The sequence below is a fragment of the Bradyrhizobium sp. PUT101 genome, assembly GCF_052043945.1.
In the GTDB taxonomy this organism is placed as follows: Bacteria; Pseudomonadota; Alphaproteobacteria; order Rhizobiales; family Xanthobacteraceae; genus Bradyrhizobium.
In genome coordinates this window covers 4200394-4220326 of sequence record NZ_CP197207.1, presented here as the reverse complement: position 1 = coordinate 4220326, position 19933 = coordinate 4200394, and the positions used below count along the sequence as shown (strand labels likewise).

General features: G+C 63.4%; 19 protein-coding genes and 1 tRNA gene. 11 read left to right on the top strand and 9 right to left on the bottom strand.

Translation table 11 applies throughout. The annotated features are described in order from the left end of the window. Positions 1-24: 24 nt before the first annotated feature. Positions 25-717, bottom strand: a complete 693-nt coding sequence (locus ACSHT2_RS20430; protein ID WP_440636108.1) for a glutathione S-transferase family protein — start codon at positions 715-717, stop codon at positions 25-27. A gap of 169 nt (positions 718-886) precedes the next feature. On the opposite strand from ACSHT2_RS20430, the gene ACSHT2_RS20425 reads away from it, so the two are divergent. Further along, positions 887-1693, top strand: coding sequence for an undecaprenyl-diphosphate phosphatase (locus ACSHT2_RS20425; RefSeq protein WP_440636106.1), 807 nt, complete (start codon positions 887-889; stop codon positions 1691-1693). 304 nt (positions 1694-1997) lie between these two features. Here the strand turns inward: ACSHT2_RS20425 and ACSHT2_RS20420 are convergent, their stop codons facing one another. Beyond that, positions 1998-2963 (bottom strand): complex I NDUFA9 subunit family protein, encoded by a 966-nt coding sequence (locus ACSHT2_RS20420; RefSeq protein ID WP_440636104.1) that lies wholly within the window; start codon positions 2961-2963, stop codon positions 1998-2000. A 154-nt stretch (positions 2964-3117) separates the two neighbouring features. Between ACSHT2_RS20420 and ACSHT2_RS20415 the strand changes: the two genes are divergently transcribed. Next, positions 3118-3204, top strand: a tRNA-Leu gene (locus ACSHT2_RS20415). A gap of 377 nt (positions 3205-3581) precedes the next feature. Here ACSHT2_RS20415 and ACSHT2_RS20410 read toward each other — a convergent pair. Beyond that, on the bottom strand, positions 3582-4853 hold the full coding sequence (locus ACSHT2_RS20410) for an MFS transporter (protein WP_440636103.1): 1272 nt from the start codon (positions 4851-4853) through the stop codon (positions 3582-3584). Between the two features lie 366 nt (positions 4854-5219). Here ACSHT2_RS20410 and ACSHT2_RS20405 point away from each other — a divergent pair, with 366 nt between their 5' ends. From ACSHT2_RS20405 to ACSHT2_RS20365, 9 genes are all read left to right on the top strand, one after another. Then, positions 5220-5834, top strand: a complete 615-nt coding sequence (locus ACSHT2_RS20405) for a ribonuclease D (RefSeq protein WP_440636101.1) — start codon at positions 5220-5222, stop codon at positions 5832-5834. A 161-nt stretch (positions 5835-5995) separates the two neighbouring features. Next, on the top strand, positions 5996-6739 hold the full coding sequence (lptC, locus tag ACSHT2_RS20400) for an LPS export ABC transporter periplasmic protein LptC (RefSeq protein ID WP_440636099.1): 744 nt from the start codon (positions 5996-5998) through the stop codon (positions 6737-6739). A 5-nt stretch (positions 6740-6744) separates the two neighbouring features. Next, a complete protein-coding gene (locus tag ACSHT2_RS20395) occupies positions 6745-7479 on the top strand; it encodes an LptA/OstA family protein (protein WP_440636098.1) in 735 nt (244 codons plus the stop codon). A 222-nt stretch (positions 7480-7701) separates the two neighbouring features. Continuing rightward, positions 7702-8712 carry an LPS export ABC transporter ATP-binding protein gene (gene lptB, locus ACSHT2_RS20390; protein WP_440636096.1) on the top strand — a complete coding sequence of 337 codons (1011 nt, stop codon included), beginning with the start codon at positions 7702-7704 and terminating at the stop codon, positions 8710-8712. Positions 8713-8803: 91 nt separating this feature from the next. After that, positions 8804-10426, top strand: coding sequence for an RNA polymerase factor sigma-54 (gene rpoN / locus ACSHT2_RS20385; protein ID WP_440636094.1), 1623 nt, complete (start codon positions 8804-8806; stop codon positions 10424-10426). A gap of 198 nt (positions 10427-10624) precedes the next feature. After that, positions 10625-11230: a ribosome hibernation-promoting factor, HPF/YfiA family gene (gene hpf, locus ACSHT2_RS20380; RefSeq protein ID WP_440636093.1), complete on the top strand. Its 606-nt coding sequence runs from the start codon at positions 10625-10627 to the stop codon at positions 11228-11230. A gap of 219 nt (positions 11231-11449) precedes the next feature. Next, on the top strand, positions 11450-11911 hold the full coding sequence (ptsN, locus tag ACSHT2_RS20375) for a PTS IIA-like nitrogen regulatory protein PtsN (RefSeq protein WP_014438750.1): 462 nt from the start codon (positions 11450-11452) through the stop codon (positions 11909-11911). A gap of 113 nt (positions 11912-12024) precedes the next feature. Further along, entirely contained in the window at positions 12025-13311 is a 1287-nt protein-coding gene (locus ACSHT2_RS20370) for an O-antigen ligase family protein (RefSeq protein ID WP_440636091.1), read from the top strand. 17 nt (positions 13312-13328) lie between these two features. Further along, complete coding sequence (locus ACSHT2_RS20365; protein ID WP_440636090.1) at positions 13329-14351, top strand: glycoside hydrolase family 5 protein; 1023 nt, start codon at positions 13329-13331, stop codon at positions 14349-14351. A gap of 114 nt (positions 14352-14465) precedes the next feature. Here the strand turns inward: ACSHT2_RS20365 and ACSHT2_RS20360 are convergent, their stop codons facing one another. The 6 genes from ACSHT2_RS20360 to ugpB form a co-directional block, all read right to left on the bottom strand. Next, entirely contained in the window at positions 14466-14738 is a 273-nt protein-coding gene (locus ACSHT2_RS20360; RefSeq protein WP_440636088.1) for a DUF1150 family protein, read from the bottom strand. A 50-nt stretch (positions 14739-14788) separates the two neighbouring features. Then, positions 14789-15214: an Hsp20 family protein gene (locus ACSHT2_RS20355; RefSeq protein WP_035704151.1), complete on the bottom strand. Its 426-nt coding sequence runs from the start codon at positions 15212-15214 to the stop codon at positions 14789-14791. 362 nt (positions 15215-15576) lie between these two features. After that, the gene (locus tag ACSHT2_RS20350; protein ID WP_440636086.1) at positions 15577-16665 is read right to left on the bottom strand and encodes a sn-glycerol-3-phosphate import ATP-binding protein UgpC; all 1089 of its coding nucleotides are present in this window, start codon (positions 16663-16665) and stop codon (positions 15577-15579) included. A 108-nt stretch (positions 16666-16773) separates the two neighbouring features. After that, positions 16774-17622, bottom strand: a complete 849-nt coding sequence (gene ugpE, locus ACSHT2_RS20345) for a sn-glycerol-3-phosphate ABC transporter permease UgpE (RefSeq protein WP_440636084.1) — start codon at positions 17620-17622, stop codon at positions 16774-16776. After that, a complete protein-coding gene (gene ugpA / locus ACSHT2_RS20340; protein WP_440636082.1) occupies positions 17622-18503 on the bottom strand; it encodes a sn-glycerol-3-phosphate ABC transporter permease UgpA in 882 nt (293 codons plus the stop codon). The genes ugpE and ugpA overlap by 1 nt, the downstream gene beginning before the upstream one ends. Before the next feature lie 49 nt (positions 18504-18552). Next, positions 18553-19869, bottom strand: coding sequence for a sn-glycerol-3-phosphate ABC transporter substrate-binding protein UgpB (gene ugpB, locus ACSHT2_RS20335; protein WP_440636081.1), 1317 nt, complete (start codon positions 19867-19869; stop codon positions 18553-18555). Positions 19870-19933 lie beyond the last annotated feature (64 nt).

Below are 19933 nucleotides of genomic sequence, written 5' to 3'. Positions count from 1 at the left end.
CGAGCCCGGGCATGACGATCCTCGTCAGAAATCCAGGTCCACGTAGGTCCGCGACGCCGGCACGCCGGCGAGCCATTCGCTGAGGAGCGGACGGAACGATGGGCGGGATTTCACCCGCGCGTACCACGCCTTTGCTGCGTCGTCCTCGCTCCATGGCACGTCGCCCAGATAGTCGATCGCCGAGAGATGGGCCGCGGCGGCGAGATCCGCGTAAGTGAGCCGGTCGCCGGCGAGGAAATTGCGCGTCTGCGCCAGCCAGCCGATATAGGCCAGATGATAGCGCACATTTGCCTTCGCCGCGCGCATCACGTCGGCCGAAGGCGGGCCGCCGCCGTTCTCCTCGCTCATGAAGCGCTTGTAGATGCGCTCGGTGACGAGCGGGTGCGAAGCCTCCTCGAAGAACTTTTCGTTGAACCAGGCCATCAGCCGGCGCACCTCGACACGTTCGCCGATCGTCTGCGGCATCAAGCGTTTCGGCCCCATCTCGGCACCATAGGCCTCGTCGACATATTCGGCGATGATGGCTGCGCCGGGGATCGGCGGCTGCTCCTCGTCGACGAGCACCGGCGTGGTGCCGGCCGCATTGAGCAGCAGAAACGCCTCGCGCCGCTCCCAGCTGCGCTCTTCGATCAGCTTCAGGTCAAGCCCGTATTCGCCCGCGATCAGGCGGATGAAGCGCGAATGCGGACAGAACGGATGATGGAACAGCGTAAACATGAAGCCTTTGACTATTTGATGGTGCTTAAGAATCCATCAATGTTTGTGCGGCGCCACACTAGGCCCTCAAAACCGCGAAGCAAGGTCGTGATTTCGTATTTTGCGATTGCGGCATGGGAACGAATAGGCGAGAAGAGCCCCGCTTTTCCAGCCGAAATGGACCGTAAATATGTCAGACGCAATACGGGCAGTGATCCTCGGCATCATCGAGGGTGTGACCGAGTTCCTTCCCGTGTCCTCGACTGGTCACCTCTTGCTCGCGGAGCGCTTCTTCCATCTCGGCGAAGGCGCGTTCTGGGATTCGTTTACGGTTCTGATCCAGTTGGGCGCGATCCTCGCGATCGTCGGGCTGTATTTCAGGAAGTTGTGGGACGTCGTGATCGGCCTGTTCACGGGCGATGCCGATGCGCGGCGCTTCGTGATCGGCGTGCTGGTGGCATTCCTGCCGGCCGTGGTCGTCGGCCTCGTCGCCGGCAAGTACATCAAGAGCCTGCTGTTCAATCCCTGGGTCATCTGCTTCACGCTGATCGTCGGCGGCGCTATCCTGCTCTGGGTCGACAAGCTCGATCTCAAGCCGCGCGAGCATGACGCCACCAGATTTCCGCTGCTGATGTATCTCTATATCGGCATGGCGCAGTGCGTGGCGATGATCCCCGGCGTGTCACGCTCCGGTGCCAGCATCGTCGCGGCGATGCTCCTGGGGGCCGACAAGCGCGCGGCGGCGGAGTTCTCGTTCTTCCTTGCCATTCCCACCATGATCGGTGCGTTCGCTTACGACTTCTACAAGAGCAGCGCCGAGATGACGATGGACCACATGAACATCGTCGCGATCGGATTCGTGGTGTCGTTCATCACCGCCATCATCGTGGTGAAGACGTTCCTGACCTATGTCACCCGGCACGGCTTCGTGGTGTTCGCCTGGTGGCGTGTCATCGTCGGCACGCTCGGCCTGATTGCGCTGGCATTGGGCCACTAGAGCATGATCCGGAAAAGTGCGCAGCGGTTTTCCGAAAAGATCATGCTTAAACAACAACCTAAAGCGCGATGACGATTCATCCTGATCGCATCGCGCTTTAGAGCAACAACTCGGTTGGTGCGCTCCCTCGGCTGCTTGCGGGAAAGGGCCGGGGAGAGGGGTGTCTCCGCAGAGAGACTGCCAATGAGGCGAAAGTCCTCATCGCCGCGACGCCATTGCCGAAGCTAAGCGTCGGCGTATTCGAGCACGGCCGCCAGAGGCGGCCTACGCCGTCCCGCAAGCAAGCGAGAGAAGCAAACCAGCCTCACACGCTCATGCGCTGGAACTGACCGGCGGCGCGGAAACGCCAGAGATATTGCGGGGCGATCGCTTCCAGCGAATCGGGGGTGATCCCGAGGCCTTCCAGCGTCAGGCCGGCCGCCTTCGCCGCCTCCGAGACGACATTGTCGCGCTCGAGCAGCGTGACCTGGTCCGGCGTCAGCTTGAACGCGCCCGGCGCGAATTGCAGGAAGGCGGCCTGGAAGCGGGCGAGGCCGAACGGCAGCGGGATCAGCATCCGCTTGCGGTCGGTGATCTCCAGGATGGTCTCGATGATCTCGCGCATGGTCAGCACTTCCGGCCCGCCGAGCTCGTAGGTCGCGCCGGCCTTGGCCTTGCCGTCGACGGCATCCGCGATCGCGGTGGCGACGTCGCCGACATAGACCGGCTGCATCTTCGTGTCGCCGCCGATCAGCGGCAGCACCGGCGACATCCGGGCCAGCGCGGCAAAGCGGTTGGTGAACTGGTCCTCGGGGCCGAACATCACGGAGGGGCGGAAGATCGTGGCGGAGGGCACTGCGGCCAGGACGGCGGCTTCGCCGGCCGCCTTGGCCCTGGCATAGCGCGACGGCGATTCCGCGTCGGCGCCGATCGCGGAGACATGCACCAGGCCGGCATCGGCCGCGGCCGCCGCCTTGGCGACGGTTTCGGCGCCCTTGGCCTGGACGGCGTCGAAGGTCTGCGCGCCACCCTCGGTGAGGACGCCCACGAGGTTGATCGCGACATGCGAATCACGCAGCGCCGCCTCGACCGAGGCCGGATAGCGCAAATTCGCCTGCACGGTGTGGACCTGTCCGACCTTGCCGGAGGGCTGCAGGTATCCGGCGAGTTCCGGCCGCCGTACCGCAACCCGGACCCGGTAATCGCGCTTGCACAGGGCCCGGACGACATTCCGGCCCAAAAACCCCGATCCGCCGAAAACCGTGACGAGCGTGTCCAGATTCGATGCCATGGGGGTGTCCGTTCCTGCGGAAAAGAGTGCGTCTTGTCAGGCTTTTATCGGGCCGGTTTGCGATGCGCAATCGGCATCCCGAACCGGGCCTCACGCATGAATTGACAACAGCGTCACCGAACCGTAGTAACCGCCTCCGTGCCCCAAACGGCATGCCCAGGTGGTGGAATTGGTAGACGCGCTGGCTTCAGGTGCCAGTGGCTTAACGGCCGTGAAGGTTCGAGTCCTTTCCTGGGCACCATTCTTTTGTGGATCGCAAACAGATCCAGATAGATAAGCCCTTTCAGAGTGTTGCGTTGGCATTGGGCCATGAGCCGAGAAAGTGCAGTGCGCGGCGTCTTGGGATCGTGCGTCTTGGGCCTTTGCCTCCTCATCGGTCCGTGTGCTTCTGCGAACGCCGCCGCAAGAGGGCATCACAAGTCGCGACATGTTATCGTTCGGCCGGGCCAGGCCGTGGTTCCAGTCTACGTCACTCCGAATGGTACGCGGATCTATCGCGACGACTCCGTTCCCGGCGGTCTGCGGACCGACCACGATGATCCTCCCGCCTATGACGATCCATCCAAGTTCGGCGGCGGCTGATCTGGCAGCCGGGCTGCTGTTGCGGCAAGGTGCCCTTCACACCACCCGCTTCCCCATCCGCTCCGCCACCGCCTTCTGCACGAAGTACATCATCACCAGCGTGATGATCGTCGTCGCGACAACGACGTAGCCGATCCGATCGAAATGGATCAGCGAGCCATCGGGCGCTTGCGCGATGATCGCGCCGGCGAGCACCGAGCCGAGTCCGCCGGAGAGCTGCTGCAGCGAGGCGCTGACCGCGCTGAACGAGCCGCGCTGGCTCGCGTCCGGGATCGCCGACATCAGCGCCTGCGACGGGATCATCCGCGAGAAGATGCCGACGAACATCAGGACGTTGACGAGGATCGCGGTCGCGAGCGAGACGTGGCCGAGATGTGTGTAGATCAGCACCATGACCACGGTCATCGCGCAGCCGAACACGAAGGTCGGATATTTGCCGAACGTGTCGCTGGCACGGCCGACCAGCGGCCCCGTGACGATGCTGAACAGGCCGGAGACGAGATAGATCGTCGGCAGATGCGCGATGTCGATGCCGAGATTGTGCACGGTGAAGGCGCTGGAGAACGGCATCAGCATGTAACCGCCCGTCGCCAGCAGCGTCGTGACGGCGAAGGCGAGCGTATAGCGCGGCTCTCCAAGCGTCGCGATCAGATGGCGGAACGCGTTCCTGTCCTGCTTCAGTTTCAGATGCGCGTCGACCGGCTCCATGACCAGGGCGATGATTGCGATCGCTGCGATCGACACCACCACGATCGCCGCGAAGCAGACATGCCAGTTCCAGTGGTTGGCGAGAAACAGCCCGGCGGGAATGCCGAGCACCTGGCTCGCGGCGAACGCCGTCTGGAGGAAGCCCATGACGCGGCCGCGCAGGTGCAGTGGAAACAGGTCGGTGACGATGGCGAGCACCACCGCGCCGATCACGCCGCCGAACAATCCCGTGACGATCCGGCCGAGCAGCAGCACATGGTAGGTCTGCGCGGCCGCGCAGAGCGCAGTGCCGAGCGTGAAGCCGACATAGAAGAACAGCAGCAGGCGCTTGCGATCGAAGCGATCGGCGAAGCCGGCGGCGAGAATCCCCGATAGTCCCGCACTGAACGCGTAGGCCGACACCGCGATGCCGAATTGCCCCGCCGTGATGTCGAGCGAGGGCATCAGGATGGCGCCGAGCGGCGACATGATGATGAAATCGAGAATGATCGTGAACTGCGTGAACGTCAGCAGCGCGATGAGGAGCGCCTGGTAGCGCGAGAAGCCGCGCTGGCGTTTGCCTTGGTCGTCGATCGGCGCTGCGAGCGTCTGTTCGGTCATTGGCACTTCATTCGTCGTGAGCGGGCGAGGGCGGGGAGGCCGGCAAGAGATAGGGTGCGCCGGGGCGAATTGCAGCGGGCTGGCCTGCAAACCTGCTCCGCCGGGAAGAGCAGCGGCTCATCATCTCGCCCGCCGTGGAGGATGTGAATCACTTTGATTGCGTCGCGACTGGCGCGAGAGCGCAGGGCGAGCCGATCCCTCCAGTCGCGACCATGGGATCACCGACCTGCACGTCATCGCCGCGATCTGACCGCCCGTAAGGCCACGGCCGCCGCTTGCGTGACCTGTCGCCAGTGGCTACATCGCGGTCCATCCGTTTAGCCTATGATATCGATGCACCGATTCGACCCGAGGTTTTGATACGCCATGACCGTACGTCTGCACCGCGGCGACCTGCCCGACCTGTCCCGCTACACCGGAGCGGTGGCGATCGACACCGAGACCATGGGGCTGAACCCGCACCGCGACCGGCTCTGCGTGGTGCAGCTCTCGCCCGGCGACGGCAGCGCCGACGTGGTGCAGATCCCCAAGGGGCACACCGATGCGCCGAACCTGAAGGCGCTCCTGGCCAATCCGGCCGTCACGAAAATCTTCCACTTCGCACGGTTCGATGTCGCGGTGCTGTACCAGACCTTCGGAATCATGACCGGGCCGATCTACTGCACCAAGATCGCCTCCCGCCTGACCCGCACCTATACCGACCGTCATGGCCTCAAGGACCTCGTGCGCGAGGTGCTCAACATCGACCTCTCCAAGCAGCAGCAATCGAGCGACTGGGGTTCCGACAGCCTGACCGAGCCGCAGCTCGCCTACGCCGCCTCCGACGTGCTGCATCTGCACGGCTTGCGCGAGCGGCTCGACGCCATGCTGGTCCGGGAAGGCCGCAGCCAGCTGGCACAGGCTTGCTTCGACTTCCTGCCGACTCGCGCCCTGCTCGACCTCCAGGGCTGGGCGGAAGAGGACATTTTCGCGCATTCCTGAGGCCCGGCGCGACGGTTAGCCTGAGGTTGCCGCCCCGTTTCGGACACTTTCGTAACGGCCTGTCGCCGGCTGCATATTCGGGCGGCGCCGGCTACAATGGCGCGCCCTCTGACCCGACAAGGCGAGCGATACTTCAGGAGCCCAGGCAAGTAGGAACCCAGGTGAATTCGGCCCAGAATCCCACCTACGACGCCGCGCTCGCGGCGAAGTTCGCCAGCGCGGCGCGCCACAGCCGCCTGGTGCGGATTCTGCGCGTCGCGGTGCCGGGCGCGGTGCTGTTGTCCATGGCTGCCATCGTCGGCGTCTCGATCTTCAATCCCTTCCGCATGCTGATGCCGAAGCTGCCGCTCGATTCCGGAAATTTGGTGGTGTCGGGTACCAAGATCACGATGGAATCTCCGCATCTGGCCGGCTTCACGCCGGACCAGCGGCCCTACGAGCTCTGGGCCAAGACCGCGACACAGGACATCACCGACCCCGACCATGTCGATCTGTCGGACCTGCGCGCGAAGGTGCTGATGGAGGATCAATCGACGCTGTTTCTCGATGCCCGCACCGGCCGTTTCGACAACAAGCAGCAGCAGCTCGATTTGCACAAGGACATCTTCCTGCGCACCTCGACCGGCTATGAGGCGCGGCTGAACTCGGCGTTCGTCGACATGGGCAAGGGCACGGTCTCCTCGGACGAGCGCGTCGACGTCACGCTGACCAATGGCACGCTGACTGCGGATCGCTTGCGAATTACCGAAGGTGGTGACGTCATCCGCTTCGAGGGCAATGTGGTGATGCATCTGGACAAGCTGGATGACCCGGCTACTGCTCAGCCCGCGCCGGTCGAGCCGACGCCGCCAGCGCCGCCGGTGAAGACACGTACGCCGCAAAACAAGTCCGCCAATTCAAAGTGATTTTCATGATCAGGTTTTTTCCGCGCAGCGAAGACAAGCGTGGCGCCATCCTCGGTGCGGCCGCGTTCGCCGCCGCTGTCGCGCTGGTCGCAACGGGCGCTGCCATCGCACAGAGCACGATGCAGGGCGTGCCCAACGCGATGCAGGGCTTCTCGCAGAACCGCGATCAGCCGATCCAGATCGAAGCCGCCTCGCTGGAGATGCGCGACAAGAAGAAGGAGGCGACCTTCGCCGGCAATGTGAAGGTCGTGCAGGGCGATACCACCATGACCTCGAAGACGCTGGTGGTGTTCTACGAATCGGGCGGCGACAAGCCCGCTGCGCCGCAGCCTGCTGCGAAGGGCACGAAATCGGCGCCGATGCAGTCGGCGACGCCGGGTCCGGGCGGCAGCTCCTCGATCAAGCGGCTGGAGGCGCGCGGCAATGTCGTGGTGACCCAGAAGGACCAGGTGGTGACCGGCGACACCGCCGTGTTCGACACCAGGACCAACCTCATCACCATGCTCGGCGGCTCGGGCCAGGTGGTTCTGACGCAGTGCAAGAACGTGCTGCGCGGCGACCGCCTGATGGTCGACATGACGACCGGCGTGTCACGTGTCGAAGCCGACAACGGCCGGGTGCAGGCGCTGCTGCCGCAGGGCGGCAGCAACGATTGCGGCCAAGGGGGACAAGCGGGACAAGGGGCCAAACCCGGCGGGGCGCCGCCTTTGCAATTGCCCGGCGCAAGTAAACAAAAGTAAATTCAATCACTTGTCTCGGATGCTCGCGATCCGAGGTTGAAGCTTGCCCGGCGAGACTGTATTTAGCGCGCAGGGCTTTCGAAGCGGGATCCGCCGCTTTTCGGGCGTGTTTCACTGGGCATGAGACATCCCTTCACTCATGCTGCAACGGCGAATCGAAAGGCCGGTGCGGCAGATCGCACGAATTCGCGCAGGATCGTCGCGAAAAGGCTGGAAGGCGGGATGGTCGATCTCTTCAGCATGTTCCGTCGGCGCCCCGCCAAACGCGGCCGGCCAGGATTTGCGCGTCAGGACATCACCGCGCTCGGTGACAGCGTCGGCGGCCTCGTGACCAGTCCTGTCAGGGACGCGCCGCCGATCGCCCGCGACCAGCCGAAGCGTGCGCCAGACCAGTTCCAGGGTGACTACCAGGCCGACTATCAAGTCGAGCCGCCGCGTCCGCAGGCCGTTCACCCGGTCAGGGCCGCCGCCAGGCCCAACGGCGCGGGTGGGCCGCAGCTGCTGAACCGGCCCGGTTTCCTGGCTGTGCATAGCGTGGAAAAGAGCTTCGGCAGCCGCCAGGTGGTGCGCGGCGTCAGCATTTATGTGCGCCGCGGCGAAGCGGTCGGCCTGCTCGGGCCGAATGGCGCCGGCAAGACCACCGTGTTCTACATGATCACCGGCCTGATCAAGGCCGACCGCGGTGCGATCGAGCTCGACGGCCACGACGTGACGAAGCTTCCGATGTATCAGCGCGCGCGGCTCGGCATCGGCTATCTGCCGCAGGAAGCCTCGATCTTCCGCGGCCTCACCGTCGAGCAGAACATCCGCGCGGTGCTCGAAGTGGTCGAGCCTTCGCGCAAGAAGCGCGAGCAGCAGCTCGATTCGTTGCTCGATGAGTTCAACATCACGCGCCTGCGCAAATCGCCGTCGATCGCGCTGTCCGGCGGCGAGCGCCGCCGCGTCGAGATTGCGCGCGCGCTGGCGACGCGGCCGAACTACATGCTGCTCGACGAGCCCTTCGCCGGCATCGACCCGATCGCGGTCGGCGACATCCAGGATCTCGTCCGCCATCTCACCAATCGTGGCATCGGCGTCCTGATCACGGATCACAACGTGCGGGAGACGCTCGGCCTGACCGACCGTGCCTATATCGTCTATGCCGGGGAAATCTTGACCGAGGGGACCCCGGATGAGATCGTTGCCGATCCGGACGTCCGCCGCCTTTACCTTGGTGAGGAATTCCGCCTCTAGCCCTTTTTTGCGTTTCGTCAAGACGTGTACATCGGGCTCGGACTAGGATAAGCAAAAATCGGACCAATTTTTTGGGAACGGTTCTTGCTTCATGGCGCTCACGCAGAGATTAGAGTTCCGGCAGTCGCAGTCGCTGGTGATGACGCCGCAGCTGATGCAGGCGATCAAGCTGCTGCAATTGTCCAATCTCGATCTCACGACGTTCGTGGAAGAGGAGCTCGAGCGCAATCCGCTGCTGGAACGGGCCAGTGACGAGGCCCCCGCGGGGGAGGGTTCTGCCGAGGCCGGGAGCTACGGCGATTCCGACGGTCAAGGCGAAGGTCAGGGCGAGGACGGCTTCGGCGGCAGCACTGAGGGCTTCGAGCCGGGCCAGGAAGAATGGATGAGCAAGGAGCTCGGCACCCGTGCCGAGATCGAGCAGACCCTGGATACGGGCCTGGACAACGTCTTCTCCGAGGAGCCCGCCGAGGCTGCGGCGCGCAACGCCCAGGACGCCGCGCCGACCACCTATACGGAATGGGGCGGCGGCGCCTCTGGTACCGAAGACTACAATCTCGAAGCTTTTGTCGCGGCCGAGACAACGTTGTCGGACCATCTCGCCGAGCAGCTCTCGGTCGCCTTCACCGCACCCGCCCAGCGCATGATCGGCCAGTACCTGATCGACCTCGTCGACGAGGCCGGCTATCTGCCGGCCGATCTCGGCCAGGCCGCCGAGCGTCTTGGCGCATCGCAGGCCGACGTCGAAGCCGTCCTCGCCGTGCTGCAAAAATTCGATCCGCCCGGCGTCTTCGCGCGCAATTTGAGCGAATGCCTGGCGATCCAGCTCCGCGAGCTCGACCGCTACGACCCCGCGATGCAGGCCCTGGTCGAGCATCTCGATCTGCTTGCCAAGCGCGACATCGTTGCCTTGCGCAAGATCTGCGGTGTCGATGACGAGGACATCGCCGACATGATCGGCGAGATCCGCCGCCTCAATCCCAAACCCGGCATGAAGTTCGGCTCGGCGCGCTTGCAGACCATGGTGCCCGATGTCTATGTCCGTCCGGGTCCCGACGGTGGCTGGCATGTCGAGCTCAACAGCGACACCTTGCCGCGCGTGCTGGTCAACCAGACCTACTATTCCGAGCTGTCGAAGAAGGTCGGCAAGGACGGCGACAAGTCCTATTTCACCGACGCGCTTCAGAACGCGACCTGGCTCGTGCGCGCGCTCGACCAGCGCGCCCGCACCATCCTGAAAGTTGCAACCGAGATCGTGCGCCAGCAGGACGGCTTCTTCACCCATGGCGTGGCGCACCTGCGGCCGCTCAATCTGAAGGCCGTCGCCGATGCCATTCAGATGCATGAATCAACGGTGTCGCGCGTCACCGCCAACAAATACATGGCGACCAATCGCGGCACGTTCGAGCTGAAATATTTCTTCACGGCCTCGATCGCCTCGGCCGACGGCGGCGAGGCGCATTCGGCCGAAGCCGTGCGTCACCACATCAAGCAGCTGATCGATTCGGAGGAGCCCTCCGCGATCCTGTCGGATGACACCATCGTGGAACGCTTGCGCGCTTCGGGCATTGATATTGCCCGCCGCACGGTCGCGAAGTACCGCGAAGCCATGCGCATACCCTCCTCGGTGCAACGCCGCCGCGACAAGCAGAGCGCCCTTGGTAACGTTCTCTCCACCGCATTGTCCGATCGCTCCCGCAACACCGAGCCGGCCTGATTGCGCCGACGCGAAATCGCGCTACTCTCGTCGTCCTTCGAGACCGATCCAGGCATGCGCATGATCCGGAAAAATGTGCAGCGGCTTTCCCTCGCGACAAACGCGGAGCGCGTTTGCGCGAAGATCATGCGCGAGGAGCAACTTCAGCGGCGATGACGAGTCATCGCAGCTGCTGCAACAAAGCAAGCGAGGCATCAAATGACTCTCCGGATTTCGGGAAAGAGCATCAGCGTCGGCGAGGCCCTGCGCGGCCGCGTTGCCGACCGCACCGACGAGGTGCTGCGCAAATATTTCGACGGCAACTATTCCGGCCACATCACGCTCAGCAAGGACGGCTTCGGCTTTCGTACCGATTGCGCCCTGCATCTCGATTCGGGAATCACGCTGGAGGCCGATTCGAACGCACCGGATGCCTATGCCAGCGCCGACCAGGCGCTGCTGATGATCGAGAGGCGGCTGCGTCGCTACAAGAACCGGCTCAAGGACCGCTCCGCGCGCAAGGCCCATGTCGCCTCCGAGGCGATGGCTGCGCTCGACGCCACCAGCTACGTGCTGGAAGCGCCCGGAGAGGGCGAAGAGGAAGTCACCGGCTACAGTCCCGTCATCATCGCGGAGCAGACCACGTCGCTGAAGCGGCTCTCGGTCAGCGAAGCGGTCATGGAACTCGACCTCAGCGGGGCACCCTGCATGGTGTTCCAGCATGGTTCGTCAGGCCGGGTGAACATCATTTACCGCCGGGCGGACGGCAATGTGGGCTGGATTGACCCGCCGGGGGCGAAGGCGGACGGCCAATCGCAAGGCTAGGCCCGGGATTCGGGCATGGTTCCCATCCAGGCCCTTAACAATGACGGGGGCAAAGCTGCACGCGGGAGTTGGCACCGGGATTGCGTTGGAGTAGAAGCCCCCCACATCTCGACCGGGGCTAAGTGCGCCTCCTGCTTCATGTTATTGACGCCGGCTCAGCTTGGTCTATCAAGCTGGCCAAATCGGAACCTGCGGTTTAATTCACCTCGGAAACCCTCCATGCCGATTACCGATCTGGTCGCACCCGAGGCGATTCTCCCGGCATTGAAGGTCAACAGCAAGAAGCAGGCCTTGCAGGAGCTCGCGGCCAGGGCCGCCGAGCTGACCGGGCAGAACGAGCGCTCGGTGTTCGAGGTGCTGCTGCAGCGGGAGAAGCTCGGCACCACCGCAGTCGGCTATGGCGTCGCCATTCCGCACGGCAAGCTGCCCAAGCTGGAAAAGATCTTCGGCCTGTTCGCGCGGCTCGATCGTCCGATCGATTTCGAGGCGATGGACGGCCAGCCGGTCGATCTCGTCTTCCTGCTGCTCGCCCCCGAAGGCGCCGGCGCCGATCATTTGAAGGCGCTCGCCCGCATCGCCCGCCTCTTGCGCGACCAGGACATCGCCAAGAAGCTCCGCGCCTCGCGCGATGCCCAGGCGATCTATTCCGTGCTCGCGCTGCCGCCGGCGACGGCGGCCTAGGCCACCGGGTCTCAGCATCGGATGAATCTCAGGCCCTGAGAACGCCGCCGGCGCGAAGGCGGTCGCGATGGGCATTAAGGAAAATATTAACCGTGCTTCTGGAAGGTCAGCTCATGGCCAGCCTGCACACCGTAGCTGATTCCGAGGCATACGACAGCGCGATCTGGAAAGCGCGCGGCGTCGGCGTGGAAACGCTTGCCAGAAACGTGATCCGCAGTTCGATCACCGTCAACGTGATCGCGTCGATGGGCGTCTTCAACCCCGCATTGCTTCCCGCAGAGTGGAGCTACGTGCAACAGGCCGTTGCGCTCCTGATGTGGATCATCCTGATCTACGCCAGTGCCTTCGTTCGCCCGCGCGTGAGAGTGCAGTGCAATCCCGATCTCATCGCGCTGGTCGCATTCTATGCTCTCGCCGTCGCTTCGGTTCTATGGACCAGCCTCGCCACCGCAGCGATCATGAAGAGCGCGGCACTTGCGGTGACGACCTTCGGTGCGTACTGCCTCATCACGCGCATCGACATCGACGAGATCGTCGGATCGACGGCGCTGGGGCTCTTCATACTGGTCGCCGCCTCGGCCCTGTGTGCGGTCTTCGTGCCCGAGATCGGCGTAGACCAGAGCTGGATGCACAAGGGTCAGTGGCAAGGAATATATGAATCGAAGCAGACGCTCGGCTTCATCAGCGCATATCTGATGTTCTTTGCCTGCTACCAGAAGATGACGGGGCAGGGATGGACCGCTTTTCTCGCGACGTTTCTCCTGGCATCGACGTGCGTCATCGCCTCGGAATCCCGTGGTGCCGGTGCCGTTGCCGTGGCCGCAGGTGCACTGCTCGTGACCTCGATGTGGTCGATCCGCTGCATGAGAGTTTACGCGGTTCTGCCCTTCATCATGTGCATCCTGGCCGCCCTGCTGATCCTGTATTTCTACGTGACGGGGTACGATTCCATCCATCTCGGCGAATCGACCGTCAATTTGACCGAACGGACCTTCATTTGGCAGTACGCCATCAACCATTTCGACGACGCGCCGCTGCTGGGCTTCGGCATCAACGGATTCTGGACGCGTCCTGCGATCTACGACTATTTCAACCAGAACCATGGCTGGGTGCTCGACAATTATCACAGCGGTTACATCGCGGTGGCGATTGAAACGGGATTCCTGGGATATCTGCTGTTCGCCGCCAGCGTTTATCTGTTTTCAGAGAAGGTCCAGTACTTGATCTCCACCCGGTCGATCGATCGCGGCCATTGCGCTCTCATCATCGGATTCGTCGTCCTGAGTTTCCAATCGAATTTCACGGAGACGATGTTCCTCCGCTCGACGATGTTCACGTCGGTGCTTCTCGTCGCGTTCTTCTTTGCGGTGTGCAGGCCGGTGCCGCAGCAATCCCTGTAGTGATGAAGGAGGAACGGATGAAGGCGATCTGCGCTCGCTGGCCGCTGGCGTTCGGTCTGGCTCTGGCGATCGCCGTGCTCGCAATCGGATCTCGGGCCGACGCAGCCGGCCAGGGCACCGCGCCGTCCCCCTCGAAATTGGGACGCGGCATCAACATCCTCGGTTACGACGGCATCTGGGAGGGAGGCCGGAACGCGCCATTTCGGCTGGACAACCTCACTGCGATCAGACGCGCCGGGTTCTCGCACGTTCGCATCAATTTCTTCGGCTTCAAGTTCATGAATCCCGGGAATCTGCTGGACGAAACCGTCTTGAGGCGGCTTGATGCCGTGATCGAGGAGGTGCTCGCCCGAAAGCTCATCCCCATCCTGGACGAGCACGATACCCATGTCTGCCAGCGCGACGTCTCCGAGTGCACCGAGAAGCTGAAGGCGTTCTGGACGCAGATCGCCGAGCGCTATGCCGGAAAATATCCGGCGCTTGTCTTCGAGGTCCTCAACGAGCCGGGCGGGCAGATGACGTCCGCCAGCTGGAACGCCCTTCTGAACGAGTGTCTCGGCATCATCCGCAGAACCAACCCCGGGCGGACGGTCATTGCCGCCGTTCTCAACGTCGATGACATGCCGGTCGAAGAACTGGTCCTGCCGTCGGAGGACAGAAACCTCATCGTGACGTTTCACTATTACGCGCCGATCCGTTTCACCCATCAGGGTGCGCCGTGGTCCGAAACGTTTTCGCGAGTAGGGCCGCTCGACTGGGGCACTCCGGAGGACGAACGAAAGGCGCGCGCCGATTTCGAGAAGGTGCGTATCTGGTCCGAACGGGAAAAGCGCCCGATTTATCTCGGCGAGTTCGGCGTGTACGAGGCCGCGCCAGCCGAAGCCCGGACGAGATATCTGTCGTTCGTGGCGCGAAGTGCGGAGCGGCTTGGCTGGGCATGGGCCTACTGGCAGTTCGACCATGATTTCGCAGCATTCGACAGCGCGCGTCAGACCTGGAAGCCTGACATCATGCGGGCGCTGATCCCGGCGGTGCGTTGATTATCGCCAGCGTCGGCTGCGCTGCTGACCAGGTCGGCACGCAAAGCAAAACGGGCACGCCTTCGCGTGAAGGCATGCCCGCTTGAAACTCTATTCGTGCGACGCTTGGAGCGCTCAGTGCACGCTCACCGCTTGCAGCTCGTTGCTCCAGGCATTGGCGACCGCGGCTTCGCGGCTGTCGGTCAGCATGATCGGCGTGCCGTCGGCGGCGTGGAGCGCGAACAGCTTGAGGCCCGGCGCAATCTTGGGTGCCTCGGGGAACAGGTCCGGCACGTCCTCGGATCGGATCTGTCTCACATAGGCGATATGGCCTTCGCCCAGGGTTGCCAGCGTCTCCGGAGAGACGTTCTTGGCTTCGTATTCGAACGCAACGTGACCTTCACTCATGGTCTCGACTCCTCTGGAACACTAAGCGGTCGAGTCCGCTACTCGTTCCATTATTCGTGCTCATTGATAGCGATTGTCTTAACGATCCTCTCCGGTTCTGGCCGGGCCAGATCGATCGACAGCAGCCCGTTCTTCAGATCCGCACCCAGCACCAGCATCCCCTCCGCCAGCACGAAGGTGCGCTGGAAGTGGCGCGCGGCGATGCCGCGATGGATGTATTGCCGGGTCTTGTCGTCCTGCTGCCGCCCGCGGATCACGAGCTGGTTTTCCTCAATGGTTACATCGAGTTGGTCGCGGGTGAAGCCGGCGACCGCCAGCGTGATGCGCAAACGCTCGGGCTGGCCGTCCGAACCGCCACACCTCTCGATGTTGTAGGGAGGGTAGCCGTCGGCGCCTTTGACGACGCGGTCGAGCACGCGCTCGATCTCGTCGAAGCCCAGCAGAAAGGGACTGGAGAGCGTTGGAACACGAGACATAGTTTACAAAGTCCTCGCAGAAGCGACTTTGGTGTTTCAGGGCCCGTCAAGGCACCCCTTGACCAGCAATATGGGAATATCCTCGTGGAGGTTCAAGGACGTAGCGGTGAGCTTGCACAGGTGTCATTCCCGCATGTGACGCAGTTTGCTTTCGCTCGATCGCTTCCACATCGTCGTGGCCGGGCCTGTCCCGGCCATCCACGACCGTTCTCTCGCGCGAGGAACGTGGATGCCCGGGACAAGCCAAGACCAGCCCGGGCATGGCGAGCTTCGCGGAGCGATTTATTCCAATGAAAACAAGCCCCCTTCTACTGTGCATGGGGTTGTTTTCGCGGTTTCGTCTGTCGGCCCCGCGGAACCGGTCAGGCCTCCAACCGCGTCCGCCCATCGCCGCTGAACAAATGCAGCTTCGCCCGCGTCGCGGCGACGCGGATTCTCGCGCCAATAGGTGGCGCCTCGGTCCCGGGGATGCGGACGATGATCTCGCCGGGCGGCAGCTCGCCGGGGGTGGCGGCGACGTGCTGCTCCTCGTGCTCGCGGGAGCCGTAGACGAAGGTTTCGGCGCCGACGCGCTCGATCGCTTCCACGGTGAGCGGCAGCGTGACGCCGCCGGCGGGCGTCTGATCGGTGATGACGAAGTCTTCCGGGCGGATGCCGAGGATGCCGGCGTCGGCCGCAGCGCTCCCGGCGAGCTGGGACCGGATCTCCTCGGGGCGCGTCGACATCAAATTCATCGGCGGCGCGCCGATGAAGGAAGCAACGAACGTGGTTGCCGGCTTCTCGTAGATTGCGAGGGGATTGCCGATCTGCTCGACCTGGCCGCCATTCATCACGACGAGAACATCGGCGAGCGTCATCGCCTCGAGCTGGTCGTGGGTGACGTAGATCGACGTCGTGTTGAGCCGGCGCTGCAATTTGCGGATCTCGACCCGCATCGCGATGCGCAGCTTGGCGTCGAGATTGGAGAGCGGCTCGTCGAACAGGAACACCTTCGGCTGGCGCACGATGGCGCGGCCCATGGCGACGCGCTGGCGCTGGCCGCCCGAGAGCTGGCGCGGCTTGCGCTCCAGCATCGACGTGAGCTCGAGGATGCGCGCGGCCTCGTCGACGCGGGTCCTGATCTCCGCCTCCGCCATGCCACGGTTGCGCAGGCCATAGGCCATGTTGTTGTAGACGCTCATATGCGGATAGAGCGCGTAGTTCTGGAACACCATCGCGATGTCGCGATCGGCGGGCTCGATTCCGTTGACGACGCGGCCGCCGATGTCGATCTCGCCGCCGGTGACCGTCTCCAGCCCCGCGACCATGCGCAGCAGCGTGGACTTGCCGCAGCCGCTAGGTCCGACCAGCACGCAGAACTGTCCGTCGCCGACATCGACGTCGACGCCTTTGATGGCCTCGAAGCCGCCGGGATAGGTCTTGCGGACGTTGCGCAGGGTGACGTTAGCCATGGATTGCACCGGCGAATAGCGAACAGGGAGTGGCGAATGGGGATTGGTCAAGACGCAAGGCGGACGCAGCGACCCCATTCGCTACGCGCCACTCACTATTCGCCATCTTCACTTTTCCGTCTCGACCAGTCCGCGCACGAACAGCTTCTGCATGACGACGACGACGAATACCGGCGGCAGCATGGCCAGCACGGCGGTCGCCATCACGATCGGCCATTCGGTCAGCGCGTCGGTGGTGGTGATCATCTTGCGGATGCCGATCTGGATGGTCTGCATGTCGTCGCGCGTGGTGATCAGCAGCGGCCAGAGATATTGATTCCAGCCGAGGATGAACAGGATCACGAACAGCGCCGCCATGTTGGTGCGCGACAGCGGCAGCAGCGTATCCCAGAAGAAGCGGAAGGGACCGGCGCCGTCGATGCGTGAGGCCTCCAGCAGCTCGTCCGGCACCGTCATGAAGAACTGGCGGAACAGCAGCGTCGCGGTGGCCGAGGCGATCAGCGGCAGCGACAGGCCGGCATAGCTGTCGAGCATGTGCAGATCGGCGACGATCTTGTAGGTCGGATAGATGCGGACCTCGACCGGCAGCATCAGGGTGATGAAGATCAGCCAGAAGATCGGCATCCGGAACGGAAAGCGGAAATAGACGATCGCATAGGCCGAGATGATCGAGATCGCGATCTTGCCGACGGCGATCAAAAGCGCCATCACCAGCGAGTTCAGCATCATGTTGCCGACCGGCTCGCGGGTCGAGCCGCTCGTGCCGACGAAGATCGTCTGGTAGTAAGTCTCGAAGAAATGACCGCCCGGCAGCAGCGACATCTGGCCGTTGGCGATCACCGCGTTGTCCTGCGTGGAGGCGACGAAGGCGAGATAGACCGGGAAGGCGACGATCGCGATCCCGATCCAGAGGATGATGTGGGCGACGTAGCGCCGGAAGCCCTCTTCCTCGACCATCAGTAGGTCACCTTGCGTTCGACGAAGCGGAACTGGATTCCCGTCAGCACGATGACCATGATCATCAGGATCACCGACTGTGCCGCCGAGCTGCCGAGATTGCCGCCGAGCAGGCCGTCTGTATAGACCTTGTAGACCAGCGTCTCGGTCGACTTGCCGGGGCCGCCCCGGGTCATGGTGTCGATGATGCCGAACGTGTCGAAGAATGCGTAGACGATGTTGACGACCAGGAGGAAGAAGATGGTCGGCGACAGCAGCGGGAAGGTCACGGTCCAGAACCGCCGCATCGGCCGCGCGCCGTCGATCGCGGCCGCCTCGAGCACGCTTCTGGGGATGCTCTGCAGGCCGGCGAGGAAGAACAGGAAATTGTAGGAGATCTGCTTCCAGGCGGCGGCGAGAATGATCAGGCTGGCGGCCTGGTCGCCGTCGAGCAGCGGATTCCAGTCGATGCCCAGGGCGCGCAGATAGCGTGAGAGCACGCCGAGCGAGGGATGCAGCATGAAGATCCAGAGCACGCCGACGACCGGCGGCGCCACCGCATAGGGCCAGATCAGAAGCGTGCGGTAGAGCATCGAGCCGCGCAGCGGCTTGTCGGCCATCACGGCGAGCAGCAGCGCAAACGACAGCGACGACACCGCGATGGCGAAGGAGAAGAAGAAGGTGCGCAGGATCGCCTCGAAATAGGCGGGGTCCTTGAACAGGTCGAGATAGTTCTCGAACCAGACGAAGCTCGTCGAGAGGCCGAAGGCGTCCTGGAGCAGGAAGGACTGGATCACCGCCTGCAAGGCAGGCCAGTAGAAGAAAATCAGGACGATCGCGAGCTGCGGCGCAACCAGCGCATATGGCAATAGCTTCGACTGGAAGATGGCTTGCTTTTGCATGATGCCCGCAGCAGCGGCAGGCCGGTTGTCCGGCCTGCCGCTTGTCGCCTTACTTCACGGCGGTCTTTTCGAACTGCCGCAGCATCGTGTTGCCGCGTTCGACGGCCGCGTCCAGCGCCTGCTTGGCGGTCTTCTTGCCGGCCAGCGCCTGCTCGATCTCTTCCGACCAGACGTCACGGAGCTGCACCATGTTGCCGAGGCGCAACCCGCGGGAGTTCTCCGTCGGCTCCTTGTTGGTCAGCTCGAGCAGCGGGGTCTCGAGATAAGGCTGGTCCTTGTAGAAGCCTTCGGCCTTGGCCTTCTCATAGGCCGCCTTGGTGATCGGCAGATAGCCCGACGATTTGTGGATATAGACCTGGCGATCCGTATCCGAGAGGAATGTCAGGAACTTCGCGACGCCCTTGTAATCGGCGGCCGGCTTGCCGCCCATGATCCAGAGCGAGGCACCGCCGATGATCGAGTTCTGCGGCGCGCCCTTCACGTCGGGATAATAGGGCATCGGCACCGCGGTGAAGTTGAACTTGGCCTGCGCCTTGACGTTGCCGAAGAAGGCCGACGAGGTCAGGTAGAGCGGGCATTCGCCTGACGTGAAGCGGCCTTCGCCGGTGTTGGTGCGGCCGGCATAGTCGTAGGTCTTGTCCTTCTGGAGCTCGACCAGCTTCTCGAGGTGCTTGACCTGGAGCGGGCCGTTGAACTGCAGCACGGTGTCGAAACCGTCGAGGCCGTTGGCCTTGCTGGCGAGCGGCACGTTGTGCCAGGCGGAGAGCTGCTCGAGATTGACCCAGGTGACCCAGGAGTTGGAGAAGCCGCAGGTGGGGTGACCGTTGTCGTGCAGCTTCTTGGCGGCGTCGAACACTTCAGGCCAGGTCTTCGGGATCGCGACATTCGCCTTCTTCAGCTCGTCGAGGTTGACCCACATGACGGTCGACGACGAGTTGAAGGGGAAGGACAGCATCTCGCCCTTCGAAGTCGAATAGTAGCCGGTGATCGCGGGCAGATAGGCCTTGGGATCGAACTTCTCGCCGGTCTCGGCCATCAGCTTGTAGACCGGCTTCACGGCGCCGGTCGCGGCCATCATGGTGGCGGTGCCGACCTCGAACACCTGCATGATGTGCGGCGCGTTGCCGGCGCGGAACGCCGCGATGCCAGCGTTCATCGTATCGGCGTAGTTGCCCTTGTAGGTCGGGATCACCTTGTAGTCGCTCTGCGCGGCGTTGAAGTCGTTGGCGAGCTTGACGATGACGTCGTTGTTGGCGCCGGTCATCGCGTGCCACCACTGGATTTCGGTCACAGCCAGCGCCGGCGAAGCCGACAAGCCGACCGTGAGTGCAAATGCGGCAGCCGCACTAATATGTCGAAGAGCCATCAAGAAACCTCCCTTGCCCGTCACTGAAGAAGCGCTTGCGCTAGCAGCACCATATGACGTTCAC